General features: G+C 71.4%; 16 protein-coding genes. 6 read left to right on the top strand and 10 right to left on the bottom strand.

The window, feature by feature from the left end; genetic code table 11:
- Window positions 1-180: 180 nt before the first annotated feature.
- Entirely contained in the window at window positions 181-1,869 is a 1,689-nt protein-coding gene (ilvD, locus tag HCT63_RS10235) for a dihydroxy-acid dehydratase (RefSeq protein ID WP_167003776.1), read from the bottom strand.
- A gap of 138 nt (window positions 1,870-2,007) precedes the next feature.
- Here ilvD and HCT63_RS10240 point away from each other — a divergent pair, with 138 nt between their 5' ends.
- Window positions 2,008-2,424, top strand: coding sequence for a DUF4234 domain-containing protein (locus tag HCT63_RS10240; RefSeq protein WP_208322363.1), 417 nt, complete (start codon window positions 2,008-2,010; stop codon window positions 2,422-2,424).
- 64 nt (window positions 2,425-2,488) lie between these two features.
- On the opposite strand, the gene HCT63_RS20255 is transcribed toward HCT63_RS10240, so the two are convergent.
- The 3 genes from HCT63_RS20255 to HCT63_RS10255 all read right to left on the bottom strand — a co-directional run bounded on the left by HCT63_RS20255 (window position 2,489) and on the right by HCT63_RS10255 (window position 4,858).
- Window positions 2,489-3,052 (bottom strand): hypothetical protein, encoded by a 564-nt coding sequence (locus HCT63_RS20255; RefSeq protein WP_208322364.1) that lies wholly within the window; start codon window positions 3,050-3,052, stop codon window positions 2,489-2,491.
- Between the two features lie 13 nt (window positions 3,053-3,065).
- On the bottom strand, window positions 3,066-3,671 hold the full coding sequence (locus tag HCT63_RS10250; protein WP_167003778.1) for a hypothetical protein: 606 nt from the start codon (window positions 3,669-3,671) through the stop codon (window positions 3,066-3,068).
- 101 nt (window positions 3,672-3,772) lie between these two features.
- Window positions 3,773-4,858, bottom strand: a complete 1,086-nt coding sequence (locus HCT63_RS10255; RefSeq protein WP_167003779.1) for an exo-alpha-sialidase — start codon at window positions 4,856-4,858, stop codon at window positions 3,773-3,775.
- Between the two features lie 52 nt (window positions 4,859-4,910).
- Here HCT63_RS10255 and HCT63_RS10260 point away from each other — a divergent pair, with 52 nt between their 5' ends.
- Genes HCT63_RS10260 through HCT63_RS10270 form a run of 3 tightly spaced genes read left to right on the top strand, consistent with a single transcriptional unit; the run spans window position 4,911 to window position 7,308 of the window.
- Window positions 4,911-5,486: a PadR family transcriptional regulator gene (locus tag HCT63_RS10260; protein WP_167003781.1), complete on the top strand. Its 576-nt coding sequence runs from the start codon at window positions 4,911-4,913 to the stop codon at window positions 5,484-5,486.
- Window positions 5,487-5,525: 39 nt separating this feature from the next.
- Window positions 5,526-6,425 carry a hypothetical protein gene (locus tag HCT63_RS10265; protein ID WP_182397095.1) on the top strand — a complete coding sequence of 300 codons (900 nt, stop codon included), beginning with the start codon at window positions 5,526-5,528 and terminating at the stop codon, window positions 6,423-6,425.
- Between the two features lie 25 nt (window positions 6,426-6,450).
- Window positions 6,451-7,308, top strand: a complete 858-nt coding sequence (locus tag HCT63_RS10270) for an oxygenase MpaB family protein (RefSeq protein WP_167003783.1) — start codon at window positions 6,451-6,453, stop codon at window positions 7,306-7,308.
- A gap of 37 nt (window positions 7,309-7,345) precedes the next feature.
- Here HCT63_RS10270 and HCT63_RS10275 read toward each other — a convergent pair whose 3' ends face one another.
- Window positions 7,346-8,263 (bottom strand): 2-hydroxyacid dehydrogenase, encoded by a 918-nt coding sequence (locus HCT63_RS10275; protein ID WP_167003786.1) that lies wholly within the window; start codon window positions 8,261-8,263, stop codon window positions 7,346-7,348.
- A gap of 114 nt (window positions 8,264-8,377) precedes the next feature.
- Here HCT63_RS10275 and HCT63_RS10280 point away from each other — a divergent pair, with 114 nt between their 5' ends.
- Complete coding sequence (locus HCT63_RS10280) at window positions 8,378-9,241, top strand: alpha/beta hydrolase (protein WP_167003788.1); 864 nt, start codon at window positions 8,378-8,380, stop codon at window positions 9,239-9,241.
- A 178-nt stretch (window positions 9,242-9,419) separates the two neighbouring features.
- Here HCT63_RS10280 and gatB read toward each other — a convergent pair whose 3' ends face one another.
- From gatB to HCT63_RS10300, 4 genes are all read right to left on the bottom strand, one after another.
- Entirely contained in the window at window positions 9,420-10,934 is a 1,515-nt protein-coding gene (gene gatB, locus HCT63_RS10285; RefSeq protein ID WP_167003790.1) for an Asp-tRNA(Asn)/Glu-tRNA(Gln) amidotransferase subunit GatB, read from the bottom strand.
- Window positions 10,931-12,469, bottom strand: a complete 1,539-nt coding sequence (gene gatA, locus HCT63_RS10290; protein WP_167003792.1) for an Asp-tRNA(Asn)/Glu-tRNA(Gln) amidotransferase subunit GatA — start codon at window positions 12,467-12,469, stop codon at window positions 10,931-10,933. The genes gatB and gatA overlap by 4 nt, the downstream gene beginning before the upstream one ends.
- Window positions 12,466-12,768 (bottom strand): Asp-tRNA(Asn)/Glu-tRNA(Gln) amidotransferase subunit GatC, encoded by a 303-nt coding sequence (gatC, locus tag HCT63_RS10295; protein WP_167003794.1) that lies wholly within the window; start codon window positions 12,766-12,768, stop codon window positions 12,466-12,468. Before gatC ends, gatA begins: the two co-directional genes overlap by 4 nt.
- A 77-nt stretch (window positions 12,769-12,845) precedes the next feature.
- Window positions 12,846-14,045, bottom strand: a complete 1,200-nt coding sequence (locus HCT63_RS10300; RefSeq protein ID WP_167003796.1) for a hypothetical protein — start codon at window positions 14,043-14,045, stop codon at window positions 12,846-12,848.
- 195 nt (window positions 14,046-14,240) lie between these two features.
- Between HCT63_RS10300 and HCT63_RS10305 the strand changes: the two genes are divergently transcribed.
- Window positions 14,241-15,224, top strand: a complete 984-nt coding sequence (locus HCT63_RS10305; RefSeq protein ID WP_167003798.1) for an Ig-like domain repeat protein — start codon at window positions 14,241-14,243, stop codon at window positions 15,222-15,224.
- Between the two features lie 27 nt (window positions 15,225-15,251).
- Here the strand turns inward: HCT63_RS10305 and ligA are convergent, their stop codons facing one another.
- Window positions 15,252-17,396, bottom strand: a complete 2,145-nt coding sequence (ligA, locus tag HCT63_RS10310; protein WP_243843010.1) for an NAD-dependent DNA ligase LigA — start codon at window positions 17,394-17,396, stop codon at window positions 15,252-15,254.
- Between the last annotated feature and the right edge of the window lie 13 nt (window positions 17,397-17,409).

Below are 17,409 nucleotides of genomic sequence, written 5' to 3' on the forward strand. Positions count from 1 at the left end.
GTCAAGAGTGCGCGAACCGTCCGAAAGGGTCAAGCCAGGCTCCAGCCCGTCTCGCATCATGAGATCGCCGTCCCACATCGCGGCGCGTCCACGCCAGTCCCCCGGAACGACGATGCATTCCGACCACGGACAGGTCGGAACGCATCGTCGTGCAGCAGGGTCGTATGGGGGTCGTACGCGTCAGCCGAGGACGGCGCCGTCGGCCGCGGAGCCCACGAGCTTGGCGTACTTCGCGAGCACCCCGCGCGGCGGGACGACGGGGAGCTTCGGGGTCCAGCCCACCTTGCGGCGCTCGAGCTCGTCGGGGTCGATCTCGACGTCGAGGCGGCGGTTGGCCACGTCGAGCGTGATCGGGTCGCCGTCCGTGACGAACGCGATCGGCCCCCCGTCGACGGCTTCGGGGGCGACGTGCCCGACGCACAGACCGGTGGTGCCACCGGAGAAGCGCCCGTCGGTGAGGAGCAGGACGTCCTTGCCGAGACCGGCACCCTTGATCGCACCGGTGATCGCGAGCATCTCGCGCATGCCGGGGCCGCCCTTGGGGCCCTCGTACCGGATGACGACGACGTCGCCCGCGGCCACGGTGCCGTCGGCGAGCGCGGCCATCGCGGCCTTCTCACCGTCGAACACGCGGGCGGTGCCGGTGAACACGGACTCGTCGAAGCCCGCGCTCTTGACGACCGCACCCTCCGGCGCGAGCGTGCCCTCGAGGATCGTGAGGCCACCGGTGGCGTGGATCGGGTTGTCGAGCTTGCGGATGACGTCACCGTCGACGGAAGTGGTGACGAGCTCGGCGAGGTTCTCGGCCATCGTCTTGCCGGTGACGGTGAGGGTGTCGCCGTTCATGAGCCCGGCGTCGAGCAGCGCCTTCATGATCACGGGGATGCCGCCGACCTTGTCGACGTCGTTCATCACGTAGCGGCCGAACGGCTTGAGGTCGCCCAGGTGCGGGACCTTCTCGCCGATGCGGACGAAGTCTTCGAGCGTCAGGTCGACCTCGGCCTCACGCGCGATCGCGAGGAGGTGCAGCACCGCGTTGGTCGAGCCACCGAGCGCCATGACGACGGCGATCGCGTTCTCGAAGGCGGGCTTGGTCATGATCTGGCGCGCCGTGATGCCCTGGCGGAGCAGGTTGACGACGGCCTCGCCGGAGCGGCGGGCGAACCCGTCGCGCCGGCTGTCCACGGCCGGCGGCGCGGCCGATCCCGGGAGGGACATGCCGAGGGCTTCGGCGACCGACGCCATCGTGTTGGCGGTGTACATGCCACCGCAGGCACCCTCGCCCGGACAGATCGCCCGCTCGATGCGGTCGACCTCGTCGCGCGAGATGAGGCCCTTGAGGCACGCGCCGACGGCCTCGAAGGCGTCGATGATCGTGACGTCCTTGCCGTCGACCTGCCCCGGCATCGTCGAGCCCGCGTACAGGAACACGCTGGACAGGTCGAGGCGTGCCGCCGCCATGAGCATGCCCGGCAGGCTCTTGTCGCAGCCGGCCAGCAGCACCGAGCCGTCGAGCCGCTCGGCCATCATCACGGTCTCGACCGAGTCGGCGATGACCTCGCGCGACACGAGCGAGTAGTGCATGCCCTCGTGGCCCATCGAGATGCCGTCGGAGACCGAGATCGTGCCGAACTCCAGCGGATAGCCGCCGGCCGCGTGCACGCCGTTCTTCACCGCGTCCGAGAGCCGGTCGAGGGAGAGGTTGCAGGGCGTGATCTCGTTCCAGCTGGACGCGACGCCGATCTGGGGCTTCTCCCAGTCTTCGTCTCCCATGCCGACGGCTCGGAGCATGCCGCGCGACGCGGCGCTCTCCAGTCCGTCGGTCACGTCACGGCTGCGCGGCTTGATGTCGGGGGTCTCGGAGGCCATGCCCGCAAGATTACGACCGCCGCGCACCCCACGGCGCCGCGGGACCGCTCCGCGAGAACCATTCGTACGAAAACCTTCCCCAGCGACCTCCCCAACCGCTACGGTCCGTCCGACCCCGCACTTCAATGAAGGACGATCGTGAACGACACCCCCACCCAGAACGCTCCCGCACCCCCGACAGCTGCCCCCGTCGGCACCCCGACCGGCAAGATCCGCTCCACCGGCGTCTGCATCCTGCTGACGATCGTCACCCTCGGTATCTACACGTGGGTGTGGTGGTTCAAGACCCACAGCGAGATGAAGCGGCACAGCGGCGTCGGCGTCGGCGGCGGCGTCGCGCTCCTGCTCGCGCTGTTCGTCCCGTTCGTCCTGGCCTTCGTCACCTCGAGTGAGGTGGGCGGCCTGTACGAGCGCCGCGGCGAGCGCAAGCCCGTCGGAGGCGCGACCGGCCTCTGGTACTTCCCGGGCAGCTTCATCATCGTCGGCCCGATCGTGTGGTTCGTGAAGACCAACGGCGCGCTCAACGCCTACTGGCGCTCGCTCGGCACGGTCTGACGCACAGACTCTGAGCGCTCGGGCCCGGCGCCTCCCTCCGGAGGCGCCGGGCTGGCGTCTTCGCTCAGCGCACGCCCACGACGTACGGGGCGAAGGCGACGTACACGCATGCCACAGCCCAGATCACGCTCACCATCGTCCCGATGATGAAGCGCTCGGCGGCGCCCGAGTGCGGCGTCCCACCGGTCTCCTGCGCCCGCAGTTCGGGATAGCGGCCGAGGCCCTTCACGGCGAGCACGATCGCCACCCCCTCGGGCCAGCGCGCGGCGAGCGCCCCAAACACCGCGAGGCGCTCGAGCGCGCCGATCCACGCGCCGCCGCGCAGGACGTCCGCGGCGGCCTTGACCGTGGCGCCCTCGCCGACCGCCGGCCGCGCGGAGTCGATGACCTCGAACGCCGCGGTCGTGACGACCGCTCCCCCGCAGACGGCGAGCACGAGCGCGAACAGCACCATCACGTCGTGCCGCGAGCCGGTGACCGGATCCTCGAAGATCGTCGCCACCACCGCGAGGGCGAGGGCGACGGCCAGACCAGCGCCCGTCACCACCCGCACCGTCGTCGTACGGGCGAACGCCCATCCGACCAGGCCGACCGCGGCTGCGGCGATCACGATCACGTACGCGGTCATCGGGGGTCCGTCCTCATCGGCTCGCCTTCTGCTCGGGGTCGCTCGCGGCCAGCAGGTGCGCGGCGAGCGTACGGCCCCGGCGCTCTTCGGTCCACCCCGCGACCGCGAGCCGGCGGCTCATCGCCTGGGCGGAGATGCCGAGCGCGGACGCGGCGTCGCGCTGGGTGAGGTCGCCCGACGCCATGGCGTCGACCGCTTCCCAGCCCGCCTCGCTGCGGCGACCCAGCAGGCTCGCGAGCAGCCACAGCGCGGCCTCGGCATCGTCGGCGGGCTCGGCGTCCTCGGCACGGACCGCGACCGGCTGCGGCTCGGACTTGGCGCGCTCGACGGCCGTACGGGCACGCACGTACGCGGGGCCGCGGCCCGCTCGGGTCGTCTCGGGGAGCGGTCCCTCGACCTCGCCGACACCGACGCCGATCCACCACCGGCCGTCGCGCAGCGCGTGGGCGATGATCCGGACGACGTCCTCCGGATCATCGAGCAGGCCTTGGACCTCGTCGCCCGCCGTACGTTCGAAGGCCCGCACGGGTTGAGCGACCGACTCGAGGCCGTCCAGGAGCTCGGGCACGGCGTCGTGGCCGCGGCGACTGTCGCGCTGGTCGAGCGTCATCACATACATGACGTGACCCCCTCGTCAATGGCTAGACATTGATCGTGATGAATCAAGCATGCGCGCTTGATCGTACGAAATCAAGCCTTAGCCATTGACCGTGCGGTCGTTCAGAGCAGCGCAGCGCGAACGCTCATCACGTCCGGCAGGTGAGCCGCCACCTCCCGCCACGACTCCCCCTCGTCCTCGCTCGCGTAGACCGAGCCGTCGCGCGCGCCGAGATAGAGCCCCGCAGACAGGCCGTTCGAAGGCCCGTCGTCGGCGCTGAACGCGTCGCGCATCACCGCGGCGTACGAGGTGTCGGGGAGCCCCTTGCCGAGCTCGCGCCACGTCGTGCCCGCGTCGTCGGAGCGCCACACGCGCGGCGCCCCACCCGGCGGCATGCGATCGGAGTCGGCCACCAGCGGGAACACGTACACGGTCTCAGGGCGCCCCGGGTGCACGACGATCGGGAAGCCGAAGTCGCTCGGCAGCCCGTCCGCGATCGACGTCCACGAGTCGCCGCCGTCGTCCGAGCGATAGACCCCGTGGTGGTTCTGCGCGAAGAGCACGTCCGGCCGCGCGGGGTGCATCGCGACCTTGTGGACGCACTGGCCGAACTCCGGCCACGGGTCGGGGAGGAAGTAGGCCTTGATGCCCGTGTTGTACGGCGACCACGACGCGCCGCCGTCCTCGGTGCGATAGACACCGCCCGTCGACATCGCGACCGTGACCCGCTCGGGATCGGTCGGGTCGGGCACGATCGTGTGGATCGCCTGGCCCCCGAACCCCGCACCCCACTCCGGGCGGTGCGGGTGGTCCCACAGGCCCTGCACGAGCGAGAACGTCTCGCCGCGGTCGGTCGACCGGAACAGCGCGGACGGCTGCGTCCCCGCCCAAACCTCGTCCGGCTGCGAGCCCGGCGTCAGCTGCCACACCTGCTCGAGCGCAGTGTCGGTCCCCTCGGGGAAGCGGATGCCGCCGCCGTTCGTCTCCGACCAGGTCGCCCCGAGGTCGTCGGACCAGCTCACTTGCGGGCCCCAGTGCTCGCTCATCGTGCCGACCAGCAGCCGAGGCTTGTCGCCACGGGTGTCGATGCACGTCGCGTAGACCGCGGTCATCGGGAAGAGCGGCCCCTCGAGCTCCCACGAGACCCGGTCACCCGACCGGCCGATCCACAGGCCCTTGCGCGTCCCGATCAGCAGCACCGCATCCATCGCGCCCTCCTCGTACGATATTCCTAATTGGAATACTCGCTACGCTAAGGACATGGCGGCAGACCTGTCAACGACCTCGTACGCACTCCTCGGCCTGCTCGCGCTCGATCCCGACGACGACCCCGAGGGCCTGACCGGGTACGAGCTCAAGCAGCGCTGCGACCAGACCATGCGCTACTACTGGGTCTCCCCCGCGACCAGCCAGGTCTACACCGAGCTCGCGCGCCTCGCCCGGCTCGGCCTCGTGGACGCCACGGACGCGGGCAACGTGCGCCGGAGCACCCGCCGGTACGCGTTGAACACCGCTGGTCGCGAGCGCCTGCTCACCTGGCTCACGACCAGCGAGCCCGACTTCCCGGTGCTCAAGCACCCGGTCGCCCTGCGCCTGATGTTCGGCCACATGGTCGGACCCGAGCAGGTCGAGCAGTGGCTCTCCACCTACATCGCGCAGCTCGAGGAGCGGACCGCCGACCTGCGGGCAGTGCGCGAGATGCTCGGCGACGACCCCCGGCGGCGCTCTCCGGCACGCGTCGCGGAGTGGGGACTGGCCTACTTCGCGAGCGAGTCCGCCATCTCCCACGACCTTCGCAAGCAGGTGGCCGACGGCGACGGGGGGGCCGTCACGTAGCGTCAGACCCGCCCCTGCAGTCCCGTACGAAGGAACACCGTGGCCCTCATCGCCCTGGCCAGCGCCGCCTCCACGACCGACGATCCCGAGATCAAGCTGCTGAGCGAAGCGCTCGGCGCCCTCGGCCACGAGGTCAGCGTCGAGGTCTGGGACGACCCGGACGTCGACTGGCACCGCTACGCGTTGACGGTCGTACGGACCACCTGGGACTACACGCCCCGCCGCGACGAGTTCCTCACCTGGGCACGTCAGGTGCCACGCCTGCGCAACCGCGCCGACGTCCTCACCTGGAACACCCACAAGACCTATCTGCGCGACCTCGCCGTCCACGGCTGCCCCGTCATCCCGACGGCGTGGGACGTGACGGACGAGGAGGCCCTCGTCGGACACGCGACCGCGCTCGGGATCGCCGTCGACGGTGTCGAATGGGTCGTGAAGCCGGCGGTGTCCGCGGGCTCGGCCGACACCGCGCGCTGGGCGGACCCCGCCGATGCGCTCGAGCACAGCCGCGCCCTCGTCGGGGCCGGACGGACGTCGATGCTCCAGCCGTACGTCGCCTCCGTCGACACCGAGGGCGAGACCGCGGTGCTGTTCGCTGGCGGCGAGTACTCGCACGCGGTCGTCAAGGGGGCGATGCTCGCTCCTGGCGAGGGCGTGCGCGAGGTCCGCGACGCCCGTGAGCGGATCACGCCGACGACGGCGACGACCGACCAGCTCCGCGTCGCGGCCGAGGCCCTGCGGGCGGCTCGCAAGTCGCTCGGCGGGGGCATCGACCTGCTGTACGCCCGGGTCGATCTCGTCACCGGGCCCGACGGCAAGCCTCAGGTCATCGAGCTCGAGCTGACCGAGCCGGCGCTCTTCCTGCCATACGTCGACGGCGCAGCGGAGACCTTCGCGCGCGCGGTCACGGTGTCGGTGGCCTCGATGGGCCGGGTCTGACAGCGAGCACCCGTAGGCTGGCTCCATGGGTGTCCGAGAGGTGCTCGCCGAGGCGGTCTTCGCCAGGATCGCCGGCGACGACGGCGAGGGACGGCGCGCCCGGATCCACGGTGCAGAAGGGCCGCGCCGCTTCGGCCCCGACGACCCGATCTGGACCGTCCACGGGGACGCGTCGATGTTCGTCGGCGGGATCCGCGCGCTGCTCCTCCAGTCGCTGCACCCGCTCGCGATGGCCGCCGTCGACCAGCACTCCGGCTATCGCGGCGACCCCTGGGGCCGGCTGCAGCGGACGAGCGGCTTCCTCGCGGAGACGACGTTCGGCACGCTCGAGACGTCCGAGCGGGCGGTGCGCATCGTCCGCGCGATCCACGGGCGGGTCCACGGCACCGCGCCGGACGGGCGTCCGTACGCCGCCGACGACCCGCACCTCCTGACCTGGGTGCACGTCGCGGAGGTCGACAGCTTTTTGCGTGCGCACGACCGGTACGGGGCGCGCCGCCTGACCTCCGCGGAGCGCGACACCTACCTCGCGCAGGCCGCGGAGGTCGCGTACGCGCTCGGCGCCGATGACCCACCGACCGACACCGAGGGACTGCGGGAGCGGATCGAGGCGTACCGGCCCGAGCTCGCCTCGACGCCCGCGGCCAGGGAGGCGGCGCGGTTCATCCTGCTGACCCCGCCCGTGCCGTGGTCATTGCGCGCCGGCTATACCGCGCTCGGCGCCGCAGCGGTCGGCCTGCTGCCGGTGTGGGCGCGTGCGCCGCTGCGCCTCCCGTGGCTGCCGATCACGGAGGCGACCGCGTTCCGCGTCGCCGGCGGCGCGGCGACGAGCACGATCCGCTGGGCGATGCGGCCGCCCGAGCTACCGTCGCCGGTCGACTAGCCCGAGCCGCTCGGCGAGGACGTATCGAGACCACCCGTCAGCGCGGCCGCGCCACCGGGTTGAGCAGCTCCTCGCCCGCCGCCAGCCGCCGTACCTGCTCACGCACCAGCGCCAGGACGCGCGGGCGCATGGCCGTCGTCCCTCCGGCGACGTGGGGGCTGATGAGGACGCCGGGCGCAGCCCAGAGCGGGTGACCAGCAGGGAGCGGCTCCGGATCGGTGACGTCGAGGGCCGCGCGCAGGCGCCCGGTCTCGAGCTCGGCCAGGAGCGCATCGGTGTCGACGACCGGACCGCGGGCGATGTTGACCAGCAGCGCGCCGTCCTTCATCGCGGCGAGGAACCCGGCGTCGGCGAGGTGACGCGTCTGGTCGGTCAGTGGCGTCAGCAGGACGACCACATCGGCGTGCGGGAGCAATTCAGGCAGCTCGGTGGTCGCGTGGACGCCGTCGCGGGGGTGGCGGGCGACCCGGACGACCTCGACCTCGAAGCCCGCGAGCCGACGCTCGAGCGCCTGGCCGATGCTGCCGTACCCGACGATCATGACGGTCTTGTCGGCGAGCGCGTCCCACCACCGGTACGCCAGCCAGCGCTGCTCGTCCTGCGCACGGACGAACGCAGGGATGCCGCGCAGCGCGGCGATGATGAGCCCGACACCGAGCTCGGCCGTCGCCGCGTCGTGGACGCCGCGAGCGTTGCACAGCGTCACCCCGGCGGGGATCTGGGCGGCGATGCCGTCCGTACCGGCGGACTGCGCCTGGACCACCTCGAGGCGCGGCATCCGGCTGATCGTCGCGCGCAGGTCGGCCGACAGCACGTACGGGAGCACCCACATCGTCACGTCGGCGAGCACGTCGTCGGGCGGCAGGTCGGCGGTCGCGCCGGAGTACGAGACGACGTCGACGCCGGGCGGGACCTCGAAGGCGTCGGCGGGGAACGGAGACAGGACGAGCGGCATGGTGGACACCCTAGAGCCGGCGTACTGACACCAAAACTGTGACAGCGGTGATGTAACGTCGGAGCGGTGGGCGCGCAGGGTTCAGCGGAACAGGCACGGGAGCAGAGACAGGTCGTGCACCGGGACGTCCTCAGCGACGACGGCACCCGCATCCGCGCGTGGACCAATCGCGCCGAAGGACCGACCGTGCTGCTCTGCAACGGCCTCGGCACCAGCCCGTACGCCTGGCCGGCGCTGCTCGATCCGGGCTGCGGCGTCCGCGTGGTGTCGTGGTACCACCGCGGGATCGGCGGGTCCGAGCGTCCGCGTGACCGCTCCCGCGTCGACATCGACGCGCACCTCGAAGACGCGCACGCGGTGATGCGCGCGTTCGCGATCGACCACGCGACGGTGGTGGGCTGGTCGATCGGGGTCAATCTCGCGTTCGAGCTCGCCGTGCGATGGCCGGAGCGCGTCGATGCCGTGCTCGGGGTGGCGGGCGTGCCCGGCGACACGTTCGCGACCATGCTCGGCCCGGCACGCCTCCCGAGACCCGTCGCCCGTGCGACCACCGTCTCGGCTGCGCGGCTGGTCCAGGTCGCCGGGGCGGCGCTCAACCCGCTCACGCAGCGGCTGCACCGCGTCCCGTACCTCTTCGACGCCGCCCGCTACACCGGGCTGATGCTCCCTCGTGCCGAGCCCGCAGCGGCGGCCGAAACGCTCAAGGCGTTCTTCGAGCTCGACTGGCGCTGGTACATGCACCTCGCCCTGCACCTGGCGCGGCACGAACGCGTGAGTCTGTCGAAGGTCACCCAGCCGACGACGCTGGTCGGGGCCCGCTGGGACGTCTTCGCTGGAGCGCGCCAGATGCGCAGCGCGGCGGCGCGCATCACCGGCGCCCGGTACGTCGAGCTCGACGCCTCGCACTTCGTCGCGCTCGAGCACCCCGATGCCGTGCACGCCGAACTCCTCGCGCTCCTCCGCCGGGTCACTCCCTAGCGCCCCCGGGTCACTCCCTAGCACCGCGGGGTCACTGAGTCGCGCCGCCGGGTCACGGACCCGCGGGCCGCAGAAACCGACCCGCGGGCCGCAGAAACCGACCCGGGGGCCGCAGAAACCGACCCGGGGGCCGCAGAAACCGACCCGGGGGCCGCAGGGACCGACCCGGGGCGAGGGGTTAGGCGAGCTTCTCGAGGATCAGCTCGCGCACGCGCCCGGCGTCGGCCTGGCCGCGCATCTCCTTCATGACCGCGCCAATCAGCGCACCCGCAGCGGCGACCTTGCCGTCGCGGATCTTGGCAGCGACGTCCGGGTTGGCCTCGACCGCGCGATCGACCGCGGCGGCGAGCGCACCGTCGTCCGACACGACCTCGAGCCCTCGCGCGGCGACGATCTCCTCGGGCGTCCCTTCACCGGCCACGAGCCCGTCGAAGACCTGACGCGCCAGCTTGTCGTTGATGCGCTTGGCATCGACGAGCGCCTGCACCTCCGCGACCTGTACGGGGGTGACGCCCAGCTCGTCGATCGGCGCGCCCGTGTCGTTCGCACGACGTGCGAGCTCGCCGAGCCACCACTTGCGGGCCGACGTCGGCGTGGCGCCAGCGGCGACCGTCGCCTCGATGAGGTCGAGTGCACCCGCGCCCACGACGTCACGCATCTCGAGATCGGAGTAGCCCCACTCGCCCTGCAGCCGCGCGCGGCGCTCGGCGGGCGGCTCGGGCAAAGTCGCCCGCAGCTCCTCGACCCACGCCTCGGACGGCGCGACCGGGACCAGGTCGGGCTCGGGGAAGTAGCGGTAGTCCTCAGCGTCCGACTTCTCGCGACCCGAGGTCGTCACGCCGGTGTCCTCGTGCCAATGGCGCGTCTCCTGGACGATCTTCTGGCGCGCGTCGAGGATGCCCGCGTGACGCTCGACCTCGTAGCGGACCGCCCGCTCGACCGAACGCAGCGAGTTGACGTTCTTGGTCTCGGACCGCGTGCCGAACACGTCGGCGTCCTTGCGCATCAGCGACAGGTTGACGTCGCAGCGCATCGAGCCCTGCTCCATCCGCGCGTCGGAGACGTCGAGCGCCTTGACCAGCTCGCGCAGCGAGGCGACGTACGCCCGAGCGACCTGCGGCGCGTACTTCCCTGCACCGACGATCGGCTTCGTGACGACCTCGATCAGCGGGATGCCCGCACGGTTGTAGTCGACCAGCGAGTAGTCGGCGCCATGGATGCGGCCGGTCGCACCGCCGACGTGCAGCGACTTGCCGGTGTCCTCCTCCATGTGCGCACGCTCGATGTCGACGCGGAAGACCTGCGGCCCCTCGCCGGTCTCGATCGTCACGTCGGTCCAGCCCTCGAAGCAGATCGGCTCGTCGTACTGCGAGGTCTGGAAGTTCTTCGGCATGTCCGGATAGAAGTAGTTCTTGCGCGCGAAGCGCGACCACGGCGCGATCGAGCAGTTGAGCGCGAGGCCGATCCGGATCGCCGACTCGACGGCCTTGCCGTTGACGACAGGCAGCGCGCCCGGCAGACCCAGGCAGGTCGGGCAGACCTGTGTGTTGGGCTCCGCGCCGAACACCGTCGAGCAGCCGCAGAACATCTTGGACGCGGTGTTGAGCTCGACGTGCACCTCGAGCCCCATCACGGGGTCGTACGTCTCGAGCGCCTGGTCGAACGGGACCAGCTCGGTACGGGTGGCGGTCATCGGGTCTCCTCCTTCGAGGACACGGTCTCGGAGGTCGCAGCCAGCTCGGGCGCACGGCTCAGCAGCGGCGCTCCCCACTGCTCGAGCAGCATCCGCTCGAGGGCGGCGCCGACGTTGTAGAGACGATCGTCGGCCATCGCCGGAGCGAGCACCTGGAGACCGACGGGCAGTCCGTCCTCGTCGGTCACACCGACCGGGAGCGACAGGCCGGGGATGCCGGCGAGGTTGGCCGGGATCGTGGCGACGTCCTGCAGGTACATCGACATCGGGTCGTCGAGCTTGCTCCCGAGCGGGAACGCCGTCGTCGGCGTCGTCGGCGAGACAAGCACGTCCACCTGCTCGAAGGCGCGAGCGAAATCCTGCGCGATGAGCGTACGGACCTTCTGGGCGGAGCCGTAGTAGGCGTCGTAGTAGCCGCTCGACAGCGCGTATGTGCCGATGATGATGCGGCGCTTCACCTCGTCACCGAGGCCGGCCTCGCGGGTCGCCGCCATCACCTGCTCGGCGCTCGGCGCGGCCACGCCCTGCGGGTTGATCCGCAGGCCGTATCGCATCGCGTCGAACTTGGCGAGGTTGCTGGACGCCTCCGCCGGGAGGATCAGGTAGTACGTCGACAGCGCGTACGTGAAGCTCGGGCACGAGACCTCGACGATCTCGGCGCCGGCCTTCGTCAGCAGCGCGATCGCCTCGTCGAACCGGGCGCGTACGCCGGGCTGGTAACCCTCGCCGCCGAGCTCGCGGACGATCCCGATCCGCAGACCCGAGACGTCAGCGCGGCGGGCCGCCTCGATGACGGGCGGGACGGGGGCGTCGATGCTGGTCGAGTCGAGCGGGTCGTAGCCGCCGATCAGGTCGTGCAGCAGCGCCGCGTCGAGCACGGTACGGGTGACCGGGCCCGCCTGGTCCAGCGACGAGGCCAGCGCGATCAGGCCGTAGCGCGACACGCCTCCGTACGTCGGCTTCACACCGACTGTGCCGGTGACGGCGGCGGGCTGACGGATCGAGCCGCCGGTGTCGGTGCCGATCGCGAGCGGAGCCTCGTACGCTCCGACAGCGGCGGCCGAGCCACCTCCGGAACCACCGGGGATGCGATCGCGGTCCCAGGGGTTGCGGGTCGGTCCGTACGCGGAGTGCTCGGTGGACGACCCCATCGCGAACTCGTCCATGTTGGTCTTGCCGAGGATCGGCAGGCCCGCGGCGCGGATCCGGCGGGTGAGGAACGCGTCGTACGGCGGCACCCAGCCCTCGAGGATCTTGGAGCCCGCGGTGGTCGCGATGCCCTCGGTGGCGACGACGTCCTTGACGGCGATCGGCACACCGGCCAGCGGGTGGAGCTGCTCTCCCGCGGCACGGCGGGCGTCGACGTCACGCGCGGTCGCGAGCGCGCCCTCGGCGTCGAGCGCGAGGAAGGCGTTGAGGTCGCCGTCGACGGCGGCGATGCGGTCGAGGTGGTCCTGGGTGACCTCGGCGGACGAGACCTCACCCGCGGCCAGCTTGCCGGCGATCTCGGCGGCGCTCAGGCGGATGGTGCTCATGCTTCCTCCCCGAGGATCCGCGGCACCGCGAAGCGCTGCTGCTCGACTGCGGGAGCAGCGGCGAGCGCCTGCTCCGGGGTGAGGCCCGGCGTGACGACGTCGTCGCGGAACACGTTGGACAGCGGCACGGCGTGGGAGGTCGGCGGGACGTCGACGTCGGCCACCTCCGCAACCTGGGCGACCGACTCCAGGATGACCGTCAGCTCCGGGGTGAGCCGGTCGAGCTCGGCGTCGGTGAGGTCGATGCGCGCGAGGTTCGCCAGGTGGGCGACGTCAGCGCGCGAGATCCCGTCGGACAACGGAGAGTCCCTTCGAGCGTGGGTGGGGATTACCGATCCATCCTAGGGCGTCGGCCCTTGCCCTCGTCCTCGCACGGTCACCGGACCTGACGCACCGACGCCATCATGCTCGCGTCCGCACCTGTCGAATAGATCGCGAGCTCGAGCGAGTACCCCGCGAAGTCGCCTTCCTGACGTTCCGCGGCGGCGGCAACCCACGAGGACCCGGCCTCGTCGCTGAGACCGAGCCCGACCAGCTCGAGACCGAGGGCGGCGCGGGCCTGCTTCTCGTCGAGCGGGGTGTCGTACGTCGCGCCGCGGACCGACAGGTTCCAGCTGGTCGACGTCTCGTGATCCATCCCGAGGACGTGGACGGACGTGCGGCCGTCGTCCTTCTCGCACGAGATCGACTCCGCGTCGTCCTTCTTGCAGGTGAACCCCTTGGCCGCCAGCGTCGGAGCCAGCGTGGCGGTGGTCCCGGGCGACGGCCCGGCGCCCGGGATCGCCTCGGCACCCTCGGAGCGGATCTGGAAGCCGTCACCGTACGCGGTGAAGGTGGCGGCGGTGCCGAGGTCGTCGGGACCGAGGTCGGTGTCTGCCGCGGCAGCGGCGGTCAGCTCGTCGCCCAATCCGTCGAAGAGCGTCTCGCCGACGGCCTGCGCCGCGACCGCGGTGACCGCCGCGGGATCCGTGACGAGGTAGGCCGCGAGGTCCACGTTCGTGACGACGCCATCCGCGAGGTCGACACGAAGCGTCGCGCGCTGCGGGTCCTCGCCGGCAACGAAGGAGTGGCAACGCACGAGAGCGCCGGCCACCGTCGTGTAGCAGGACCAGCCTTCCTGCGCCTCCAGAGCGGCCGTCAGGTCACCGACAGCCCTCTCCGTCATCGGTTCGCCCCCTCCATCGGACCCACCAGCCTGACGCGAAGCCGACGAAACAGGCTCGGTCGAGTCCGAGTTCGGGTCCGAGCTCTTGTCGATGACGCTGACCCCGACCACGACCGCGGCGACGATCAGGGCGAGCGCGACCGCTGCTCCCACGACGAGGAGGACGAGGTTGCGTCGCCGGTTGCTGCCCCCGTTGCCGCCGTCGGGCGACGGTGGGACCCACTGCGGGGCGCCGTACGGGGACTGCTGCGGGTAGCCGCCGGGACCCTGCGGACTCCAGTGCTGCGGCGTCGGGGGAATCTGGGGAGGTGGCGGCCCCCAGCCCTGCGGCGGAGGTCCGTACGGAGCGGGTCCCTGCGGAGGAGGCCCGTACGGCGGGACGGGCGGTTGCGGGCCGTTCGGGTGCGACATCGGTCCTCCGGGGAAGGGTGGCGCTCCATTGTGGACAGTCGGTGGTCGCGCGCCGCACCCGGGATCGCCAGGGCGAGGTCACGACTTCGGCCGCCCACGACGCGTGACAAACCGTGCAACCCAGCAGTAACCTCACGTTCGCATGCGCCACGGGGCGCCCCCGCCCCCGGCGCCATCGTCTTGGGAGGGACAGACATGCGTAGGCCCGTCGTCGCCGCACTGGCGACCGCCGCACTCGTCACCGCCGGACTCGCAGGCGCACCCGCCGCGAATGCCGGCAGCCAGGTCGTCCTGCCGATCACCGGCACGACGTCGCTCGCCAACCCGCTCGCCGGTGGCGCCGTCCTCGATATGCCCGCTGGAGCAAAGCTCACCGGCGACTTCGACTTGTTGCGTGACCCGTTGCTCGTCGGCGACATGGTGATCCCGCCGATCACGGCAAAGGTGCGCGCCCTCGGCATCCCCGTCCTGGGCGACACGACCTCGACCGTCGTGCTGGAGCCGGTCGGCAAGACCGAGGCACGGGCCGGCGAGGGCGGCATCGTGACCGCAAAGACCAGCTTCCGGATCGCGCTGCCGGAGGTCCGGAGCGACCTGCCGCTCGCCGACAAGCTCAACCTCGGCGGCCCCGACTGCAAGACGGACGTCATCACGACCACGCTCACGAGCACCGAGCCGCTCAGCCTGACCGAGGCCTTCCCGATGAAGGCCACGTTCACCATCCCCGAGATCACGGGGTGTCCGAAGGTTCTCACGATCCCGCTGAGCAACTGGGCGCTCAACACGCTGATGGGCGGTGAGGGCAACACCCTCGACCTCATGGTCGGCCCGATCACCACCGTCCCCGGCCAGAACCCGGCCCCCGCCCCCGCCCCGAAGCCGGTCGCCGTCACCAAGTCGGCGTCGACGGTGAAGGCGACCGCCAAGAAGATCGCGTACGGCAAGGCCGGCAAGGTCAAGGTCGCCGTCCGCTCGTCTCGCAAGGCGTCCGGCACGGTCCGCGTCTACAAGGGCAAGAAACTGCTTGCCACCAAGCGGCTCGCCAACGGCAAGGCGACCGTCACGCTGCGCAAGAAGGCGCTGAAGGCCGGCAAGCACCGGCTGCGCGTCGTCTATGCGGGCAGCTCCACCGTCCGCGGGTCCAACGGCAAGGTCGTCGTCCGCGTCGTCAAGCGCTGACCCTCGAGACGCTGCGGGCGCCTGGCCTCAGGCGTCCGCAGCGTCGCCGTCCGCAGCGTCGCCGTCCGCAGCGTCGTCGTCCACCGCTGGCGGCCCGTCACGCAGCAGATCGACGAACCCCTCCTCGTCGAGGATCGTCAGCCCCAGCTCCTCGGCCTTGGCCGCCTTGGAGCCCGCTGCCTCTCCGACCACCACGAAGCTCGTCTTCTTGGAGACCGACCCGGCGGACTTGCCACCGCGCGCCAGGATCGCCTCCTTGGCCTCGTCCCGGGTGAATCCCTGGAGCGAGCCCGTGACGACGATCGTCATGCCTTCGAGCGTCCGGGTGATCGACTCGTCCCGCTCGTCGGCCATGCGCACGCCGGCGGCCGCCCACTGCTCGACGATCTCGCAGTGCCACGGAACCGTGAACCACTCCGCCACCGAGGCGGCGATCGTCGGGCCGACCCCGTCGACGGCGGCGAGCGTCTCGGCGTCGGCCGCGCGGATCGCGTCGATGCTGCCGAGCTCGGCGGCCAGCGCGCGAGCGGCGGTCGGCCCGACATGGCGGATCGACAGCGCGACGATCACCCGCCACAGGGGCTGCTGCTTGGCGTTGCCGAGGTTGTCGAGGAACCTGCGCCCGTTGGCCGACAGCACACGATCGCCCGCACCGGCCTCCTTCTCAGCCTTCTTGGCGGCGCGGGTGAACAGCGGGACGCGCAGCAGGTCGGCCTCGTCGAGCGCGAACAGCCGCCCCTCGTCCTCGAGCACCTCTGCGTCGAGCAGGGCGCTCGCGGCCTCATAGCCCAGCACCTCGATGTCGAGCGCACCCCGGCTGCCGACGTGGAACAACCGCTCGCGGAGCTGGGCCGGGCAGTGGCGCGTGTTGGGGCACCGCAGGTCGGCGTCGCCCTCCTTGGCGGGTGCGAGGTCAGTCCCGCAGGACGGGCAGGTCGTCGGCATCACCCACGGCTCGGCGTCGTCCGGACGCAGCGCGAGGACGGGCCCGACGATCTCCGGGATCACGTCACCGGCCTTGCGCAGGACGACGGTGTCGCCGGGGCGGACGTTCTTGCGGGCCACCTCGGACGCGTTGTGCAGCGTCGCCATCTCGACGGTCGAGCCGGACACGAACACCGGCACCATCACGCCGTACGGGGTGACCCGGCCCGTCCGGCCGACGTTGACGCGGATCTCAAGGAGCGTCGTGTTGACCTCCTCGGGCGGGTACTTGTAGGCGATCGCCCACCGCGGCGCCCGCGAGGTCGAGCCGAGCGCGCGCTGGAGTGCGATCTGGTCGACCTTGATGACGATGCCGTCGATGTCGTGCTCGACGTCGTGGCGGTGCTCGCCGTAGTAGCTGATGAACTCCTCGACCTCACCCATCGTCGGGAGGACCTTCATCCGGTCGCTGGTCGGCAGCCCCCAGGCGGCCAGCGCGGCGTACGCCTCGGACTGCCGCTCGGGCACGTAGCCCTCGCGGTCGCCGATGCCGTGGCAGACCATCCGCAGCGGGCGCGTCGCGGTGACACGCGGGTCCTTCTGGCGCAGCGACCCCGCGGCGGCGTTGCGGGGGTTGGAGAACGGGGTGTTGCCGGCCTCGCTCCAGGCGGTGTTGAACTCCTCGAACGCCTGCGTCGGGAAGAAGATCTCACCGCGCACCTCGAGCAGCGCGGGCACCGGGTGGTCGTCAGAGGGTGTCAGCCGGTGTGGGATGCCCTCGATCGTCCGGACGTTCGCCGTGACGTCCTCGCCGACCGTGCCGTCGCCGCGTGTCGCCGCTCGTACGAGGCGACCCTGCTCGTACGTCAGGTTGATCGCGAGCCCGTCGACCTTGAGCTCGACCAGGAAGTCGCTCTCGGTCCCGGCCTCCTTCTCGACGCGCGCGCCCCAGGCAGCGAGCTCCTCGAACGAGAAGCAGTTGTCGAGGCTCTCCATGCGACGGCGGTGGCGCACCGCCGAGAACGCCTCGGAGACCGTGCCTCCGACGGTCTGCGTCGGTGAGTCCGGGGTCCGAAGCTGGGGGAACTCGTCTTCGATCTCACGCAGCTCGACCATGTGGCGGTCGTACTCGGCGTCGGAGATCGTCGGGGTGTCGTCGACGAAGTAGCGGGTGCGTGCCTGCTCGATGATCTCGCTCAGCTCGGCATGGCGCGCCCGCGCGGCGGCCTCGTCGGGCGGGCTCTCGATGGGCTGATCCGTA

The sequence above is a fragment of the Mumia sp. ZJ430 genome (assembly GCF_011751845.1).
Taxonomy (GTDB): Bacteria; Actinomycetota; Actinomycetes; order Propionibacteriales; family Nocardioidaceae; genus Mumia.

What these genes read in the sequence shown, in the direction of transcription:
- HCT63_RS20255 (WP_208322364.1), bottom strand. Translation starts at nt 3,052, where the DNA reads ATGACCGCGTACGTGATCGTGATCGCCGCAGCCGCGGTCGGCCTGGTC.
- HCT63_RS10300 (WP_167003796.1), bottom strand. Translation starts at nt 14,045, where the DNA reads ATGTCGCACCCGAACGGCCCGCAACCGCCCGTCCCGCCGTACGGGCCT.
- HCT63_RS10255 (WP_167003779.1), bottom strand. Translation starts at nt 4,858, where the DNA reads ATGGATGCGGTGCTGCTGATCGGGACGCGCAAGGGCCTGTGGATCGGC.
- ilvD (WP_167003776.1), bottom strand. Translation starts at nt 1,869, where the DNA reads ATGGCCTCCGAGACCCCCGACATCAAGCCGCGCAGCCGTGACGTGACC.
- HCT63_RS10275 (WP_167003786.1), bottom strand. Translation starts at nt 8,263, where the DNA reads ATGCCGCTCGTCCTGTCTCCGTTCCCCGCCGACGCCTTCGAGGTCCCG.
- HCT63_RS10305 (WP_167003798.1), top strand. Translation starts at nt 14,241, where the DNA reads ATGCGTAGGCCCGTCGTCGCCGCACTGGCGACCGCCGCACTCGTCACC.
- HCT63_RS10260 (WP_167003781.1), top strand. Translation starts at nt 4,911, where the DNA reads ATGGCGGCAGACCTGTCAACGACCTCGTACGCACTCCTCGGCCTGCTC.
- HCT63_RS10250 (WP_167003778.1), bottom strand. Translation starts at nt 3,671, where the DNA reads ATGTATGTGATGACGCTCGACCAGCGCGACAGTCGCCGCGGCCACGAC.
- HCT63_RS10270 (WP_167003783.1), top strand. Translation starts at nt 6,451, where the DNA reads ATGGGTGTCCGAGAGGTGCTCGCCGAGGCGGTCTTCGCCAGGATCGCC.
- gatA (WP_167003792.1), bottom strand. Translation starts at nt 12,469, where the DNA reads ATGAGCACCATCCGCCTGAGCGCCGCCGAGATCGCCGGCAAGCTGGCC.
- gatB (WP_167003790.1), bottom strand. Translation starts at nt 10,934, where the DNA reads ATGACCGCCACCCGTACCGAGCTGGTCCCGTTCGACCAGGCGCTCGAG.